Genomic DNA, 16,339 nt, shown 5'->3' on the forward strand with positions numbered 1-16,339 from the left:
TGAGGATAAAAATTCTGCATAAACATAAAAATCAGGTGGTTTTGTCTCATGCGCAAACTGGACCGTACCGATATCGGCATTCTCAATAGCCTTCAGGAGAACGCGCGCATCACCAACGCCGACCTCGCGCGCTCGGTGAACCTGTCGCCGACGCCGTGCTTCAACCGGGTCAAGGCGATGGAAGAATTAGGGCTGATTCGTGAGCAAGTGACCCTGCTGGATGCCGACCTGCTGGGGCTGCATGTGAATGTGTTCATTCACGTCAGCCTGGAGAAACAGGTGGAGGAGGCGTTGCAGCATTTCGAAGAGGCGATCTCGGATCGCCCGGAAGTGATGGAGTGCTATTTGATGGCCGGCGACCCGGACTACCTGATCCGCGTGCTGGTGCCGACCATTCAGTCGCTGGAGCGCTTCATGATGGATTTTCTGACCAAAGTGCCGGGGGTGGCGAACATCCGTTCGAGCTTTGCGCTCAAGCAGGTGCGGTATAAGACGGCGCTGCCGTTGCCGGCGAATGGATTGACGTTGGCCAACTGAAGATCACAGCTGCTACGGGATTAGAGTTGATTCAGGGGGATCTTCAGGTAACTCACGCCATTCTCTTCCGCCGGCGGCAAATTTCCCGCCCGCACATTCACTTGAATCGCTGGCAACAACAACGTCGGCATATTCAAACCGGCATCGCGCTGAGTACGCATGACGACGAAGGTAGCCTCATCAATGCCGTCGTGAATATGAATATTGTTTTTGCGCTGCTCGCCAACCGTGCTCTTGCATTGAGGGGCGCGGCCCGTGGGCGGGTAATCGTGGCAGACGTAAAGCCGCACGCTGGCGGGGAAGGCCAATAGTTTGTGGATCGAGGCAAACATCTGGTTGGCGTTGCCGCCGGGGAAGTCGCAACGTGCGGTGCCGACGTCCGGCATGAACAACGTATCGCCCACCAGAATCACATCGCCGTCGATCAAATAAGCCATGTCCGCCGGGGTATGCCCGGGCACATGCAACGCCGTGGCCTTGAGGTTGCCGATCCGGAATGACTCGTCCGGCGCAAACAGGTGATCGAACTGTGAACCATCGACGCTAAATTCCGGTTCGAGGTTGAACAGTGCCTTGAATACGTCCTGAACCTTACTGATCGACTGACCAATCGCAATCTTGCCCCCCAGTTCCCGGCGCAGATAAGGCGCGGCCGACAGGTGATCGGCATGGGCATGGGTTTCCAGCAGCCATTGCACCTGCAACTGATGCTCGTGCACGAAGGCGATGATTTTGTCGACCTGGACGGTCGCGGTGCGCCCGGCGGCGGGGTCGTAATCCAGCACCGGGTCGACAATCGCGCAATGCCCGCCATCGTGCTCGTAGATCACGTAGCTGTAAGTCGACGAGGCGGGGTCGAGGAAGGCTTCAATCAACGCAGACATGGGGACGAACCTGTGGAAAGGGCGGGAGGACAATAACCGGTTGCAACACTTTATGTTTAAACATAATGTCCGCAGCTTAAGTGACGTCGAAGGCATCCTGCAAATGCAATCCAGTCTGACCGAATGTGAAGTCGCCCAGCTCCGGGCCTCGGCCTCCAAGGCTTGTGCGCTGCTCAAGGCTTTGGCCAACGAGGACCGCTTGCTGATTCTCTGCCAATTGACCCAGGGCGAGCGCAACGTCGGCGAACTGGAGAAAATGACCGGCGTGCGCCAGCCCACACTGTCCCAACAACTGGGGATCCTGCGCGACGAAGGATTGGTCGTCACCCGTCGGGAAGGCAAGTACATATTCTATGGTTTAGCCAGTCACGAAGTGATTCAAGTGATGAAGACGCTGTCCGGCCTGTACTGCGGAGCGGTGCTGAAAAGCTGGGGCTGAACCTGATGCCGGTCCGGCGAAGGCTGCGTTCGGCTGCGAAGCAGTCGCCAATCCGGCTAACGCGGTCTGCCTGACACATCGCAATCTCTGATTTCACGACTGCTTCGCAGCCTCGCTTGAGCTCGACAGCTGCTACAACCCTGCGCCATGCGTGCAATAAAGGAATGAATGATGAACGATCAACACTGGGGCCCATCCATCAGTGCCGACATCGTGGTAATAGGCGGCGGGACCGCCGGCATTGGTTTGGTTGCCAGCCTGCTGAAACGCGATCCGGGCTTGAACATTACCGTCATCGAACCCGACAGCCAGCATTACTACCAACCGGCGTGGACGCTGGTGGGCGGCGGTGCTTACGCGGTGAAAAACACCGTGCGCCCGATGTCTTCGGTGATGCCGCGCCAGGCCACCGGGTTGCAGGCGTCCGTGACTGACATCGCCCCGGACAGCAAACAGCTGACCCTCGACGATGGCCGCACCGTCAGTTACCAGAACCTCGTCGTCTGCCCCGGTTTGCGCCTGGCTTGGGAGAAAATCGAAGGCTTGCAAGACACCCTCGACACGATCGTGCCGCGTCGTTCAGCCTGGTTTCTCAAGGCGACCCTGCTGCCGTGGTTCTACTGGAATGGCTTGCTCAAGGGCCGCGAATGGCTGACCCATCTGTCCAAGGTTGACTGAGAGAACTCTATGTTGCTGGCCAGTTTTTTCGGTGTGGTCATGGGCCTGGTGCTGGGTTTGACCGGTGCCGGTGGCGGTATTCTTGCAGTGCCGGCCCTGGTGCTGGGGCTGGGTTTGACCATGACCCAAGCGGCGCCCGTCGCCTTGTTTGCGGTGGGCAGCGCGGCGGCGATCGGTGCGATCGACGGTTTGCGCCATGGCCTGGTGCGCTATCGCGCGGCGTTGTTGATTGCGCTGCTCGGCGCGGTGTTTTCGCCGGTGGGCATCTACTTCGCCCATCAGTTGCCGGAAAAGATCCTGATGGTTCTGTTCAGTCTGCTGATGGTCATGGTGGCCTGGCGGATGCTGCGCCGGGAAAAGCCCGACGATGGCCCCAGCGATCACGGGCATGCCAACTGGGGTCAGAAGAACTGCATGCTCGATCAGCAGACCGGGCGCTTTTCCTGGACCGCCAAATGCACCGCAACCCTGGCGGCACTCGGCGCGGTGACCGGCGTTGTCTCAGGGCTGCTCGGGGTGGGTGGCGGCTTTCTGATTGTGCCCGCGTTCAAGCAACTGACCGATGTGCAGATGCGCGGGATCGTCGCTACTTCGTTGATGGTGATCAGCCTGATCTCGGTGATCGGCGTGATCAGCGCGTTTCATGCCGGGGTGCGGATCGATGGTTTGGGCGTGTCGTTCATTGTCGCCAGCATCGTCGGGATGATCCTCGGTCGAAAACTCTGCGCGCGGGTACCGGCCCGGGGACTGCAGATCGGCTTCGCCAGCGTCTGCGTGGTGATCGCCGTTTACATGCTGTTTAGAGCGAGCTTCTGACTGGTAGGAGCCGGCGGCCCTGTGGGAGCGAGCCTGCTCGCGATGAGGCCCTAACATTCAACATCTATGGTGCCAGTCACACCGCTATCGCGAGCAGGCTCGCTCCCAGTGTGCCCGGCATGGGCCAAAACCAGTCACCTGAAAAGTGGTGACCAGAATGAGTGACGAGAACTGTAGTGAAACGCAAGGGGGACGCCGCGAGGCCAGCCTGAAAGAAGCGTGTAGCAAAGGCGCGTCCGCAGGAACACGAACAAGCAGCGAGGCCGGATGCGGGCGATAAGTGTGCTGGGAGCCACGAAATCCAACCGTCACCGAAAGACGCATCAGGTAGAGCTTGGCGGCCCGAGCCGAAGGTTTTGGCACCTTACCCGGGGAGATCTCGCGGGCGTAGCCCGCGAGAAGTCAGCAGATGCCGTAGTAGTGAAGAAAGGTCGTAATGGATCTGGAGCGAAGGGCTGAAGAACAGAAACACTCACCATAGACTACTGCCTACAAAGCGAGAGCCCTTTGCAACCGCACCCGGAAATGCCATGTGGCACGTAGCGGGATGGCCTTGCGTAGGGACGTCGGGGGGTCGACGGAATCACTACCGACGAGCTCCCCGCCCACCTTCAGACGCACTGGCCGGCCATCAGGAGCAAGCTTCTGGACGGGACCTATAAACCGGGCCCCGTCAAAGGTCTCAGGATCCCCAAACCGCAAGGTGGGGAGCGACTGCTGGGCATTCCGAATACGCAGGATCGCTTGATCCAGCAATCGGTCCAGCAGCACCTGACGCAGCTGTGGGACGGCAGTTTCAGCGAACACAGCTACGGCTTTCGGCCTGGCAGAAGCAATCTCGACGCTATCCGAGCCGCCAAGGCCTTTGTCCTGGAAGGCAAGACCTGGGTCGTGGATATCGACATCGAAGCCTTCTTCGATCAGGTCAACCACGACCGGTTGATGAGCGCCAGCAAAAGCGGAACGGGACGGCCTTGGGATCGCGACTTCCTTGGCTACAACATCGACGAACAAGGGAATGGCCAGCTGTCCGGCAAGACCGTGAAGAAATACCGCAAGAAAGTCCGCGAGCTGTGGTCGGCCAGGCAAAGTCTGACGAGCGCAGAACTGGTGGCTCAATGGGGGCGTTACATCCGGGGGGGGTACGAATACTTCCGCTGGGTGAAGGACGACTTCAAGCGGTTATCGCAATGGACTCGCCGGCATATGCGCAAATGTTTCTGGCAACGCTGGCACAGTCGTGAGGGACGAATGCGCAAACTGCGCGGGCTTGGTATCGCCAGCCGGTAACTGGCGCGAGTAAGTTTTCACGACGGTGCCTGGCGCGCGGCGCGCCACCCAGTGATGCAACAGGCGATGAGTCTTAACATGATGCGTCGTTGGGGACTGTGGACGCCGCAGGATTTCGTCTCAGCGCCTCGCTGAGCTGTTCAACCGCCGGATGCGGAAAACCGCACGTCCGGTGGTGTGGGAGGGGTAACGGGCGCAAGCCCGTTGCCTCCACCCAATCAGGGCCGCTGACTCCTACGAAAAGCGGCCCCTGGGGTCTACAGGCCTACACCCTAAGTTCCGGGCCCTGCCGACGAGCAGTCTTACGCCGTAACTGTCGCGTATTGCCGGTCATTCCAAAGCACTTCAAAAACGCACCCAAGGCAGCGTATGACGCCGCCGGTCAGCTTTCGATAATCGCCTCCGACATCAAGTCCCCCGGAGCGTGCCATGCACAACAATAAGAACTTCAAGCATCGTTTCTTGCCGGCCTTCATCGCCAGCCTGTCGTCCCTTGGCCTGAGCTCGATGGCCGAGGCCGAGATCATGCTGTACGACAAGGACCAGACCACGTTCTCCACGGATGGCTACATCAACGCCTTCTACGTGAACAGCGACGTGGACCGGGCCGGCGAGCAGTACGACCGGCGCCAGGCGCGGGTGAAGATGGGATTCCTGCCCAACTACTTGGGCTTCAACATGGGCAAGCAGGTCGATGATCTCAAGCTCGGCGCCCGCGCCTCGTTCTGGGTGACCAAATGATCGCCGCCGCCGAGCTGAAAGTCGCGGTGTACAAGGACTTCGTGCCCTACAGCTTTGAAGACGCTGGCGAGGCTCGCGGGGTCGATGTCGAACTTGCCCAGGCCCTGGCCAAGGCCATGGGGGTACGCCTGAAACTGATCTGGGCGCCCGCGGGGAAAAGCTCGACGACGACCTGCGCGATTGCATCTGGCGGGCCAGTCAGTTGCACAATCAGCAACTGGCCGACCTGATGATGCGCGTGCCGTACGATCGCGATTACTCACAGAAACGCAATGAACTGGGTGAACTGGAAAACGGCCATGTGGTGATGTTCGGGCCGTACCAGACCGAACAATGGCAAGTGGCTTATGACCGTCGTCGTCTGGACTCGGTGGCCAGTGTCGCGGTGTTCCAGAAGGCGCGACGACGAGTAGAGGTTGTCGTCAGGACGCAGGTGCGAGTTCCACGGCGGAACTGGCCGCGCGCCTGGATGAACTGGAAACCGAACGCAACCGCTACAAATGGCTGTTCGAAAACGCGGAGCGGTCTGTCATTCAACAATTGATGTCGGCTGACAGTCCCTCTTCGCGGGCAAGCCTCGCTCCTACAGAGTATTTTTTGTTCAGGCGGTAAGCATCGGTGGCATTTTCCCCAGTCGCCGCGATCCAGAGCGGATGCTAGTCTTGACCAACGCTGTTGTCAGGGAGCCCTCATGGGCAATCACAAGATCGAGATTCGTCGCAGTAACGTCGAAAAGATTCTGCTGGGGGCCGAAAAAGTCTTCGCCGAAAAAGGTTTCGGCAGCACCGCCATGGCCGACATCGCCGCCGAAGTGCAACTGCCGCGTTCCAACCTGCATTATTACTTCAGCACCAAAAGTGATCTGTACAGCGCGGTGCTGTTGGGTTTGCTGGAGGTCTGGAAGCAGGACGCCCTGTGCTTCGAGATGTTCGACGACCCGCGAGTGGTGCTCAGCAGCTACATCCGCGCCAAGATGAACCATTCCCGCAGCCGCCCTTATGGCTCGAAAGTCTGGGCCAATGAAATCATCCACGGTGCGCCGACACTGGGTGAGAAACTGGACGCCAGCCTGTACGACTGGGCCAAGATGAAAGAAGCGAAAATTCGCCAGTGGGTGGAGGACAAACGCATCCTGCCGGTGGAGCCTTCCAGCCTGCTGTACATGATCTGGGCTTCGACCCAGCACTACGCCGACTTCGACCATCAGGTGAACATTCTTAATGATCACCAACCGTTGTCGGACATGCAGTTCGAACGGGCGGTGCAGACGGTGACCAGCGTGATATTGCGGGGGATCGGCTTGGAGCCTTGAGGTCGGCGGCGTTAGGGTTGGCCTCATCGCGAGCAGGCTCGCTCCCACATTAGATCTTTAGCGAACACAGGATTTGTGCGCGAAGGTGATCCACTGTGGGAGCGAGCCTGCTCGCGATGGCGTCCGTTCAGACGCCACTGATTTCAAGGGGCGACATGGTAGGGATTTCTCGGATCATGGTTCCAATCCAGAAACGGCTTGCCCGTATCCATCGGCACCATCTCAATGCAATCCTGCACCGGACACGTGATTTGGCACAGGTTGCAGCCCACGCACTCCTCATCGATCACTTCATATTTATGCGTGCCGTCTGCTTGCTTGAGGCTGGCAATCGCCTGGTGCGAGGTGTCTTCGCAAGCGATGTGGCAGCGACCGCAACCGATGCACGCTTGCTGATCAATCTTGGCAATCACCTGATAGTTGATGTCCAGGTACTTCCAGTCCGTGGTATTGCCTACCGCACGTCCGGAGAACTCCGAGACACTGGCGTAGCCCTGACTGTCCATCCAGCGTGACAAACCGTCCTTCATCTCCTCGACAATCCGGAAACCATGCAGCATCGCCGCCGTGCACACCTGAACCGAACCGCTGCCCAGCGCAATGAATTCCGCCGCATCGCGCCAACTGCCAATCCCGCCAATGCCACAGATCGGCAAGCCCTGGGTCTGAGGGTCGCGGGCGATTTCGGCGACCATGTTCAGCGCAATCGGCTTCACCGCCGAGCCGCAATAACCGCCATGGGTGCTTTGGCTGCCGACGGCGGGATTGGCGACCATGCGCTCCAGGTTGACGCTGGTGATCGAGTTGATGGTGTTGATCAGCGACACCGCGTCGGCCCCGCCACGGTAAGCGGCACGGGCGGCGACGCGGATATCGGTGATGTTCGGCGTTAGCTTGACGATCACCGGCAGCGAGCAATAAGTCTTGCACCAGCGGGTGACCTGTTCGACGTATTCCGGCACTTGGCCAACCGCCGCGCCCATGCCTCGTTCCGGCATGCCGTGGGGGCAGCCGAAATTCAGTTCGATGCCATCGGCCCCGGTGGCTTCCACCAGCGGCAGGATGTTTTTCCACGACTCTTCGACGCAGGGCACCATCAGCGACACGATCAGCGCGCGGTCCGGCCAGTCCTTTTTGACCTGAGTGATTTCCCGCAGGTTGATGTCCAGCGAACGGTCGGTGATCAGTTCGATGTTGTTAAAACCAAGCACCTCCCGATTAGCCCCGAAGTGTGCCGAGTAACGCGATGACACGTTGACCGCCGCCGGGTCTTCACCCAGGGTTTTCCAGACCACGCCGCCCCATCCGGCCTCAAACGCGCGAACCACGTTGTAGGCTTTGTCAGTCGGTGGCGCGGAGGCCAGCCAGAAAGGATTGGGGGCTTTGATGCCGGCGAAAACAATCGAGAGATCGGCCATTTACGCAGCCTCCACGTTGAGCATGAGTTGAGCGTTGATGGCCTCGGCGGCCAGCTTGCCGTGCTGCACGGCTTGCACGGTGAGGTCCTGATCGAGGCTGGTGCAGTCGCCGCCGGCATACACGCCGGGGATGCTGGTGCGCAGCTGTTCGTCGACGAGGATGCGGTCGCCCTGACGCTTGAGTTCGCGGGCCAGTGGATCGGCGAGGGCGTTGTTGTCGAAAGCCTGGCCGATGGCTTTGAAGATCGCGTCGGCGGCCAGTTCGAAGGTTTCGCCAGTGGTTTGCAGGCGACCTTCCACCAACCGGGTGCGGGCGAAGCGCATGCCGCGCACGTTGCCCTTATCGTCGAGCAGCACCTCTAGCGGTTGCGCCCAGGTCAGCAGCCGCACCTGATTGGCCTTGGCGATGTCCTGTTCGTGACCGGTGGCGCCCATGTCCGGGGCGCCGCGGCGGTACACCAGATTCACGTCGCGGGCACCGAGGCGAGCCATTTGCACGGCCATGTCGATGGCCGTGTTGCCGGCACCGAGGACGATGCAGCGCTCGGCCAGCGGCAGTTGCGTCAGGTCATCGGCCTGGCGCAGTTCGCGGATGTAGTCGGTGGCGGCGAGCAGGCCGGGGGCATCTTCGTGGGCCAGTCCCAACTGTTTGCTGGCGGCCAGACCAAGGCCGAGGAACACCGCGTCGAATTGCTGATGCAGTTCACTGAGGGTCAGGTTGTCGCCGAGTTTCTGCCCGTGACGAATCTCGATCCCGCCAATCCCCATCAGGAATTCCAGCTCCTTCTGCGCGTAATCGTCCACCAGTTTGTACTTGGCGATCCCGTATTCGTTGAGGCCGCCGGCCTTTTCCCGCGCCTCGAAAATCACCACGTCATGGCCGTGCATGGCGCTGCGGTGCGCGCAGGACAAACCGGCCGGGCCGGCACCGACCACGGCAATGCGCTTACCGGTTGCGGCGGCGCGTTGGAACGGGTGTTCGCTGAAGTGTGCGTTGTCCACGGCATAGCGTTGCAACAGGCCGATCAACACCGGCGCGCATTCCTGAGCGTTGTTGCGCACGCAGGCTTGCTGGCACAGGATTTCCGTGGGGCAGACGCGGGCGCAACTGCCACCGAGGATGTTCGCCGAGAGGATTTTCTGCGCGGCGCCCTGAACGTTTTCCTGATGGATATTGCGGATGAACGATGGAATATCGATGTCGCTCGGACAGGCATCCACGCACGGCGCGTCGTAGCAATACAGGCAGCGCGAGGCTTCCAGATGCGCCTGACGGTCGTTGAGCGGTGGTGCCAGATCGGTGAAATGGCCGGCGAGGGCGGCCGCGTCCTCATGGGGATGCGGGAGGTGGTTCAGGGTCTTGATCACGGTTTAAGGCCTCATGTTTTTTGAGGTACTGCCTCTGGTGGGCATTGATTGGTTCACACACGTCCCCCTGTAGGAGCTGCCGAAGGCTGCGATCTTTTGACTTTGCTTTTTAAGATCAAGATCAAAAGATCGCAGCCTTCGGCAGCTCCTACAGGGAAATGCATTCCAAAATGTGGGAGCGAGCCTGCTCGCGATAGGCCGAAGGCCGCTCTCAGCGTTTCACTGCCGTCGGCTTGTTCATCTCAGCCCGCTTGCTCAGCAAATCAAACACCGCCGGATACGCCGGCCGTTCGACATACCGACCGGCCCCACGCTCGGCCCGCAAGTCACCATCGGCCCACACCACTCGGCCCTGGCTGACGGTGTGGCTCGGTACGCCGCGCACGGTCTTGCCTTCAAAGATGTTGAAGTCGACCTGTTGGTGATGGGTCTTGGCTGAAATCGTCCGCGTGCCTTCCGGATCCCACAGCACCAGATCCGCATCGGCACCCACACGGATCGCACCCTTGCGCGGATAGAGGTTGAAGATCTTCGCGGTGTTGGTGGAGGTGAGGGCAACGAAGTGCTGCATCGACAAGCGCCCGGTGTTCACACCTTCATCCCAGAGCACCGCCATGCGGTCTTCGATACCGGCGGTGCCGTTGGGGATCTTGCTGAAGTCGTCACGGCCGGCGGCTTTTTGCTCGGCGCAGAAGCAGCAGTGGTCGGTGGCGGTGGTGTGCAGGTTGCCTGATTGCAGGCCATGCCAAAGGGCTTCCTGATGGCCGCGAGGACGGAAGGGCGGGCTCATCACGTAACCGGCGGCGGTCTGCCAGTCCGGGTGTTGGTAAACGCTGTCGTCCAGCAGCAGATGCCCGGCCAGCACTTCGCCGTAGACCGGTTGGCCTTTGCTACGGGCGTAGGTGATTTCGTCGAGGGCTTCCTGGGTCGAGACGTGGACCAGATACAACGGGGTACCGAGGGTTTCGGCGATGCGGATCGCCCGGCTCGCGGCTTCGCCTTCCACCTGCGAAGGCCGCGACAACGGATGCGCTTCAGGGCCGGTCATACCCTGGGCCATCAACTTGCGTTGCAGGTGATAAACCAGTTCGCCGTTTTCCGCATGCACGGTGGGCACTGCACCCAATTCCAGACAACGCTCGAAACTCGCCACCAGCGTATCGTCCGCGGCCATGATCGCGTTCTTGTAAGCCATGAAATGCTTGAAGCTGTTCACCCCGTGATGGCTGACCAGCTCGGCCATTTCTTCGCGGACCTGCTCGCTCCACCAAGTGATAGCGACGTGGAAACCGTAGTCCGACGCCGACTTCTCCGCCCAGCCGCGCCATTGATGAAATGCCTCCATCAACGATTGCTGCGGGTTGGGAATCACGAAGTCGATGATCGAGGTGGTACCGCCGGCAAGTCCCGCCGCGGTGCCGCTGAAAAAGTCTTCGCTGGCCACCGTACCCATGAAGGGCAACTGCATATGAGTGTGCGGGTCGATGCCGCCGGGCATCAGGTATTGGCCGCTGCCGTCGAGCACTTCGGCATCGGCGGGAACATCAAGGTTTTCACCGATGGCTTTGATCACGCCCTCGGCGCAATAGACGTCGGCGCGATAACTTTCATCATGGGTAATAACGGTGGCGCCACGGATCAACAGAGACATTCCGAGTTCCTCGCAGGCATGACCGACTAATGCCGGTTCTAGATGTTTTTATATGAAGCAGACGCCAATCGGTGTATTCCTGTCAGCGCTGTCAAGAATAGACGCTAGCTGCACTTTGTCGATTGAGCAAGAATATTTTTTATAAGCTTATGACTGTTTTAAATAATTGATAAATAACGATAAAAAATGAAAATCACCAAAATGGTGAGGCCTCTCACCATTTTGACGCACTTGACAGGTTCAAAAAATAGACGAGATTTTCTATGTGAAATCAGCCGCTTGTGGATGGTCTATGGTTGAGGCGCAGTCTTTCAAAAAAGATCGACGCACCAGATTGAGTCCTGACTGTTCGGACAACTTGCCTGACATTCGGCCTGAGTGGCATGGCAACTCACCGCGGATTCAATAGTTGGATAAATAAAGCTGATTAACATCAGTTGGTTAGCGAAATTTTATGGCACGGCCCGATGCGCAAGCGGGGCACCCGGCACGTTTATTGATGCCGCCGCTGACACCTTGGCCGGTCCGTAAAAGTTGTCAGTTTCTCCGGCCATCGTCCGGCTCGCGCACCTCGCGCCAGCCCCTGATGAGCAAAAATAATCAAAAGAACAGTGGAGCGGCCATGCAACAGATCAGATCGCAAGTGACCGAGCGCGACGGCTTGTTTGAGCTCGAAGCCGGCAGCGACGTCCTCGACAGTCCCCGTTATAGCCACGACATGGCACCGACCAAGGTGCGCGAACGAACCTGGAACAAATGGCACATCACCGCCTTATGGGTCGGCATGGCAATCTGTGTGCCGACCTACACCCTCGGCGGCGTGCTCACCGCTTATTTCGGCCTGAGCGTCGGCGAAGCGCTGCTGGCGATTCTGTTCGCCAACATCATCGTATTGATTCCGCTGACCCTGAACGCCTTCCCCGGCACCAAGTACGGCATTCCGTTTCCGGTGTTGCTGCGCTCATCCTTCGGCATTCTCGGTTCCAACATTCCGTGTCTGATCCGCGCGCTGGTGGCGTGTGGCTGGTTCGGCATCCAGACGATGTTCGGCGGGTTGGCGATTCACCTGTTTCTCGGTTCGGTGTTCGATGACTGGAAAGCCCTTGGCGGCACCGGTGAAGTGATCGGCTTCATGATGTTCTGGGCCTTGAACCTGTGGGTGGTGATTCGCGGCGCGGACTCGATCAAATGGTTGGAAACCCTTTCGGCGCCGTTGTTGGTGCTGGTGGGCGTGGGGCTGCTGGTGTGGGCGATGCCGAACGTATCGATGAGCGAATTGATGGCGATCCCGGCCAAGCGTCCGGAAGGGGCCAGCGTGGTCAGTTACTTTGCCGCCGGGCTGACTGCGATGGTCGGGTTCTGGGCCACTTTGTCCCTGAATATTCCGGACTTCAGCCGTTACGCGAAAAGCCAGAAGGATCAGATCGTCGGGCAGATCATCGGCTTGCCCCTGACCATGTTCCTGTTCGCCTCCCTTGGTGTGGTGATGACGGCCGCCTCGGTAAAACTGGTGGGCGTCACCGTCTCTGATCCGGTCACCCTGATCGGCCATATCCAGAGCCCGGTCTGGGTCGCTTTGGCCATGGCGCTGATCATCATCGCCACGTTGTCGACCAACACCGCGGCCAACATCGTGTCGCCGACCAACGACTTCCAGAACGTTGCGCCCAAGATCATCAACCGCACCAAAGCGGTGATTCTCACGGGGCTGGTCGGGTTGGCGCTGATGGCCCATGAACTGTTGAAGAAGCTCGGGCTGATCGTTTCGGATTTGAGCCTGGAGACGGTGTATTCCAACTGGTTGCTGGGCTATTCGAGCCTGCTGGGCCCGATCGCCGGGATCATGGTGGTGGATTATTTCCTGATCAAGAAACAGCAACTGGATCTGGCCGGACTTTACCGCGATGACGTTTATCCAGCGTGGAACTGGTTCGGCTTTATCGCGTTCGGCGCGCCGGTGGTGTTGACACTGCTGTCGCTGGGCAGCGATGCGTTCAGCTGGTTTTACAGCTACGGCTGGTTCACCGGCTCGGTCCTTGGTGGGCTGATTTATTACGGGTTGAGTGTGATGCGGCCGAGTCCTACTGCTGTGAAATCGGCGGTGTGACGTATGGCCCCTTCGCGAGCAAGCTCGCTCCCACATTTGAAATGCATTCCCACTGTAGGAGCTGCCGAAGGCTGCGATCTTTTGATCTTGCTCTCCGGTGGCCCCAAAAAGATCGCAGGCTGCGCCAGCTCCTACATTTGAAATGCATTCCCCTTGTGGGAGCGAGCCTGCTCGCGAAGACGGCCTCAAAAGCACCAATGCAATACCTGACGAAACTCATAAGAACAGCCTGAGGAGATCACCATGAACGCTGCCATAGACGTTCTGCAGTCCACCCATCAGCACATCAATCGCGACCGTCTGTGGCAGTCGCTCATGGACCTGGCCAAACTCGGCGCCACCGTCAAGGGCGGTGTCTGCCGGCTGGCCCTGACCGACCTCGACCGTCAGGCCCGGGATATCTTCGTGAACTGGTGCGAGGAGGCCGGCTGCACCGTCAGCATCGACGCCGTCGGCAACATCTTCGCCCGCCGACCCGGCCGCAATCCGAACCTGCCGCCCGTAATGACCGGCAGCCACATCGACACTCAACCCACCGGCGGCAAGTTCGATGGCTGCTTCGGCGTGCTGGCTGGCGTCGAAGTGCTGCGCACCCTCAACGACCTGGGCGTGGAAACCGAAGCGCCGCTGGAAGTGGTGGTCTGGACCAACGAAGAAGGCTCGCGCTTCGCCCCCTGCATGATGGGCTCCGGCGTGTTCGCGGAAAAATTCACCCTCGAAGAAACCCTGGCCAAGGTCGATGCCCAGGGCGTGACCGTCGGCGAAGCCCTGAACGCCATTGGCTATGCCGGGCCGCGCAAAGTCAGTGGCCACGCCGTCGGTGCGTATTTCGAGGCCCACATCGAGCAAGGCCCGATTCTTGAGGACGAACGCAAAACCATCGGCGTGGTCATGGGCGCCCTCGGGCAGAAATGGTTCGACCTGAAACTGCGCGGCGTCGAAGCCCATGCCGGCCCGACGCCAATGCACCTGCGCAAGGACGCTCTGGTCGGCGCCTCGGTGATCGTCGGCGCAGTCAATCGCGCCGCCCTCGGCCACCAACCCCACGCCTGCGGCACCGTCGGCTGCCTGCAAGCCTACCCCGGCTCGCGCAACGTGATTCCCGGCGAAGTGCGCATGACCCTGGATTTCCGTCATCTGGAACCGGCACGACTCGATTCAATGATCGCCGAAGTCCGCCAAGTCATCGAAACCACCTGCGAGGAACACGGCCTGACCTTCGAACTGACACCCACCGCCGACTTCCCGCCGCTGTACTTCGACAAAGGCTGCGTCGAAGCGGTACGCGGCGCCGCTCAAGGGTTGGGTTTGTCGCACATGGACATCGTCAGCGGAGCAGGGCACGACGCGATCTTCCTCGCCGAACTCGGCCCGGCCGGGATGATCTTCGTGCCTTGCGAAGGCGGCATTAGCCACAACGAAATCGAAAACGCCGCGCCGGATGACTTGGCCGCCGGGTGTGCGGTGTTGTTGCGGGCGATGCTGGCGGCTTCGGATGCCATTGCCAGCGGAGAACTTGCGGCCTGAAGATCAAAAGATCGCAGGCTTCGCCAGCTCCTACAGGGGTTGCGTACATCCGCGGGTGTACACGGTCAATGTAGGAGCTGCCGAAGGCTGCGATCTTTTGGTTTTATGCGTTAAAAAAAACGTCCCCACGTCACAAACCCGAATCCTCAATCGTCATCCTGTTGAACCCCTCAATTAGCGGAGCAACACGATGTCGTCCAACACCCAACCGGTCAATCTGCTGCAGTCCATCCCTCAGGTTTTCGAAAGCCTGACCCAAGTCCATGTCACCCTCGACAGCCATGACCTGGACCCGACCCTCAAACACCTGCTGCACCTGCGTGCCTCGCAGATCAACCAATGCGGTTTCTGCGTGAAGATGCACACCCGCGAGGCGCGCGAGGCCAATGAAACCAACGAGCGCCTGGACCGCCTGATCGTCTGGCGCCATGTCAGCGATTTCAGTGCCTCGGAACGCGCCGCCCTGGCCTGGACCGAAGCCCTGACCGTACTCGACGAAAAGACCGATTACGCCAGCCTGCGCGGCGACTTGCGCGAACATTTCAACGATGCACAGATCGGTGCCTTGACGGCCGAGATCGGCATGATCAACCTGTGGAACCGTTTGCAGGTGTCGAGGCACTGATCGATGAGTTCCGCTGAAAACGCCGCCGCTGTGTTCGAACAACGCCGGCCCTTTTTGCTCGGTCTGGCGTATCGCATTCTCGGCTCGCGCACCGACGCCGAGGATGTGGTGCAAGAGCTCTTCATCAAATGGCTGGAGGCCGACCGGGCCTCCATCACCACGCCGGCCGCCTGGCTCACCACCGCTTGCACCCGGCACTGCATCGACCTGTTGCGCTCGGCGCACACGTCACGGGTCGATTACATCGGCACCTGGCTGCCGGAGCCGATTCACACCATCCATCAGCATTCACCCGAACACATGCATGAACTGGCCTCGTCATTGTCCACCGCGTTCCTGCTCTTGCTGGAACGGCTGACCCCCAAGGAACGCGCCGCGTACCTGCTCTACGAAATTTTCGACATGGATTACGCGCAAGTGGCCGAGGCGATCGGGGTCCAGGAAGCGGCTTGCCGCAAACTGGTGTCCCGGGCCAAGGCCGGTTTGGGTAGCGGGCAAATCCGCTATCAGCCGGAACCCGCGCGTCAGGATCAGTTGCTGAACGCCTTCCACAGCGCCATCGCCAGCGGCTCAACCGCGTCCCTGACCGCGCTGCTGGCCGAAGACGTCGAACTCTGCGCCGACGGCGGCGGCAAGGCCTCGGCCATCCGCGAAACCCTGTTCGGCATCAACAGCGTGCTGGATTTCATCGGCCAGTCGCTGCACACCTACTGGCAGACGTACGAATGGCTGCCCACGCAAATCAACGGCGCTCAAGGCGTGATCATCAAAACCGACGGTGAACTCGTTGCATCGCTGAGTTTTGGTTTTGACGAGGATGGGCGAGTAAACCGGATTTTCATCATGCGTAATCCGGATAAGTTGGCGGGGTTGGAGACGGGGTTGGACGTGCGGTAATGCACCAGCGCGAAAGATCGCAGCCTTCGGCAGCTCCTACGACGACCAA

The 16,339-nt window shown here is 59.8% G+C and carries 13 protein-coding genes and 3 pseudogenes; 12 read left to right on the forward strand and 4 right to left on the reverse strand.

The window, feature by feature from the left end; translation table 11 throughout:
• The first annotated feature begins 48 nt into the window (after positions 1–48).
• Complete coding sequence (gene bkdR / locus ACYZT2_RS12970; RefSeq protein ID WP_017339472.1) at positions 49–537, forward strand: Bkd operon transcriptional regulator BkdR; 489 nt, start codon at positions 49–51, stop codon at positions 535–537.
• Between the two features lie 20 nt (positions 538–557).
• Here bkdR and ACYZT2_RS12975 read toward each other — a convergent pair whose 3' ends face one another.
• A complete protein-coding gene (locus ACYZT2_RS12975) occupies positions 558–1,421 on the reverse strand; it encodes an MBL fold metallo-hydrolase (RefSeq protein WP_461972652.1) in 864 nt (287 codons plus the stop codon).
• 103 nt (positions 1,422–1,524) lie between these two features.
• Here ACYZT2_RS12975 and ACYZT2_RS12980 point away from each other — a divergent pair, with 103 nt between their 5' ends.
• The 7 genes and pseudogenes from ACYZT2_RS12980 to ACYZT2_RS13010 all read left to right on the forward strand — a co-directional run bounded on the left by ACYZT2_RS12980 (position 1,525) and on the right by ACYZT2_RS13010 (position 6,697).
• Positions 1,525–1,860, forward strand: a complete 336-nt coding sequence (locus tag ACYZT2_RS12980) for an ArsR/SmtB family transcription factor (RefSeq protein ID WP_032830345.1) — start codon at positions 1,525–1,527, stop codon at positions 1,858–1,860.
• Between the two features lie 171 nt (positions 1,861–2,031).
• Positions 2,032–2,418: pseudogene (locus ACYZT2_RS12985) on the forward strand (FAD-dependent oxidoreductase); the annotation flags it as partial.
• 129 nt (positions 2,419–2,547) lie between these two features.
• Entirely contained in the window at positions 2,548–3,354 is an 807-nt protein-coding gene (locus ACYZT2_RS12990; protein WP_461972654.1) for a sulfite exporter TauE/SafE family protein, read from the forward strand.
• 744 nt (positions 3,355–4,098) lie between these two features.
• Positions 4,099–4,644: a reverse transcriptase domain-containing protein gene (locus tag ACYZT2_RS12995; RefSeq protein ID WP_461972656.1), complete on the forward strand. Its 546-nt coding sequence runs from the start codon at positions 4,099–4,101 to the stop codon at positions 4,642–4,644.
• Positions 4,645–5,073: 429 nt separating this feature from the next.
• Positions 5,074–5,379, forward strand: a pseudogene (locus ACYZT2_RS13000) (porin); the annotation flags it as partial.
• Positions 5,376–5,803 (forward strand): annotated as a pseudogene (locus ACYZT2_RS13005) (transporter substrate-binding domain-containing protein); the annotation flags it as partial. The pseudogenes ACYZT2_RS13000 and ACYZT2_RS13005, both read left to right, overlap by 4 nt.
• A 273-nt stretch (positions 5,804–6,076) precedes the next feature.
• On the forward strand, positions 6,077–6,697 hold the full coding sequence (locus ACYZT2_RS13010; RefSeq protein WP_461972658.1) for a TetR/AcrR family transcriptional regulator: 621 nt from the start codon (positions 6,077–6,079) through the stop codon (positions 6,695–6,697).
• 143 nt (positions 6,698–6,840) lie between these two features.
• On the opposite strand, the gene preA is transcribed toward ACYZT2_RS13010, so the two are convergent.
• The 3 genes from preA to hydA all read right to left on the reverse strand — a co-directional run bounded on the left by preA (position 6,841) and on the right by hydA (position 11,134).
• Entirely contained in the window at positions 6,841–8,115 is a 1,275-nt protein-coding gene (gene preA, locus ACYZT2_RS13015; protein ID WP_461972660.1) for an NAD-dependent dihydropyrimidine dehydrogenase subunit PreA, read from the reverse strand.
• Positions 8,116–9,483 (reverse strand): NAD(P)-dependent oxidoreductase, encoded by a 1,368-nt coding sequence (locus ACYZT2_RS13020; RefSeq protein WP_461972662.1) that lies wholly within the window; start codon positions 9,481–9,483, stop codon positions 8,116–8,118.
• 211 nt (positions 9,484–9,694) lie between these two features.
• Positions 9,695–11,134 carry a dihydropyrimidinase gene (hydA, locus tag ACYZT2_RS13025; RefSeq protein ID WP_461972664.1) on the reverse strand — a complete coding sequence of 480 codons (1,440 nt, stop codon included), beginning with the start codon at positions 11,132–11,134 and terminating at the stop codon, positions 9,695–9,697.
• A 622-nt stretch (positions 11,135–11,756) separates the two neighbouring features.
• Between hydA and ACYZT2_RS13030 the strand changes: the two genes are divergently transcribed.
• The 4 genes from ACYZT2_RS13030 (at position 11,757) to sigJ (ending at position 16,290) form a co-directional block, all read left to right on the forward strand.
• Positions 11,757–13,241: an NCS1 family nucleobase:cation symporter-1 gene (locus tag ACYZT2_RS13030; protein ID WP_461972666.1), complete on the forward strand. Its 1,485-nt coding sequence runs from the start codon at positions 11,757–11,759 to the stop codon at positions 13,239–13,241.
• 243 nt (positions 13,242–13,484) lie between these two features.
• Entirely contained in the window at positions 13,485–14,768 is a 1,284-nt protein-coding gene (locus ACYZT2_RS13035; RefSeq protein ID WP_461972668.1) for a Zn-dependent hydrolase, read from the forward strand.
• 190 nt (positions 14,769–14,958) lie between these two features.
• Complete coding sequence (locus tag ACYZT2_RS13040; RefSeq protein ID WP_056741746.1) at positions 14,959–15,393, forward strand: carboxymuconolactone decarboxylase family protein; 435 nt, start codon at positions 14,959–14,961, stop codon at positions 15,391–15,393.
• Between the two features lie 3 nt (positions 15,394–15,396).
• Positions 15,397–16,290, forward strand: a complete 894-nt coding sequence (sigJ, locus tag ACYZT2_RS13045) for an RNA polymerase sigma factor SigJ (protein WP_461972670.1) — start codon at positions 15,397–15,399, stop codon at positions 16,288–16,290.
• Positions 16,291–16,339 lie beyond the last annotated feature (49 nt).

Source organism: Pseudomonas sp. MDT1-85 (assembly GCF_054898065.1).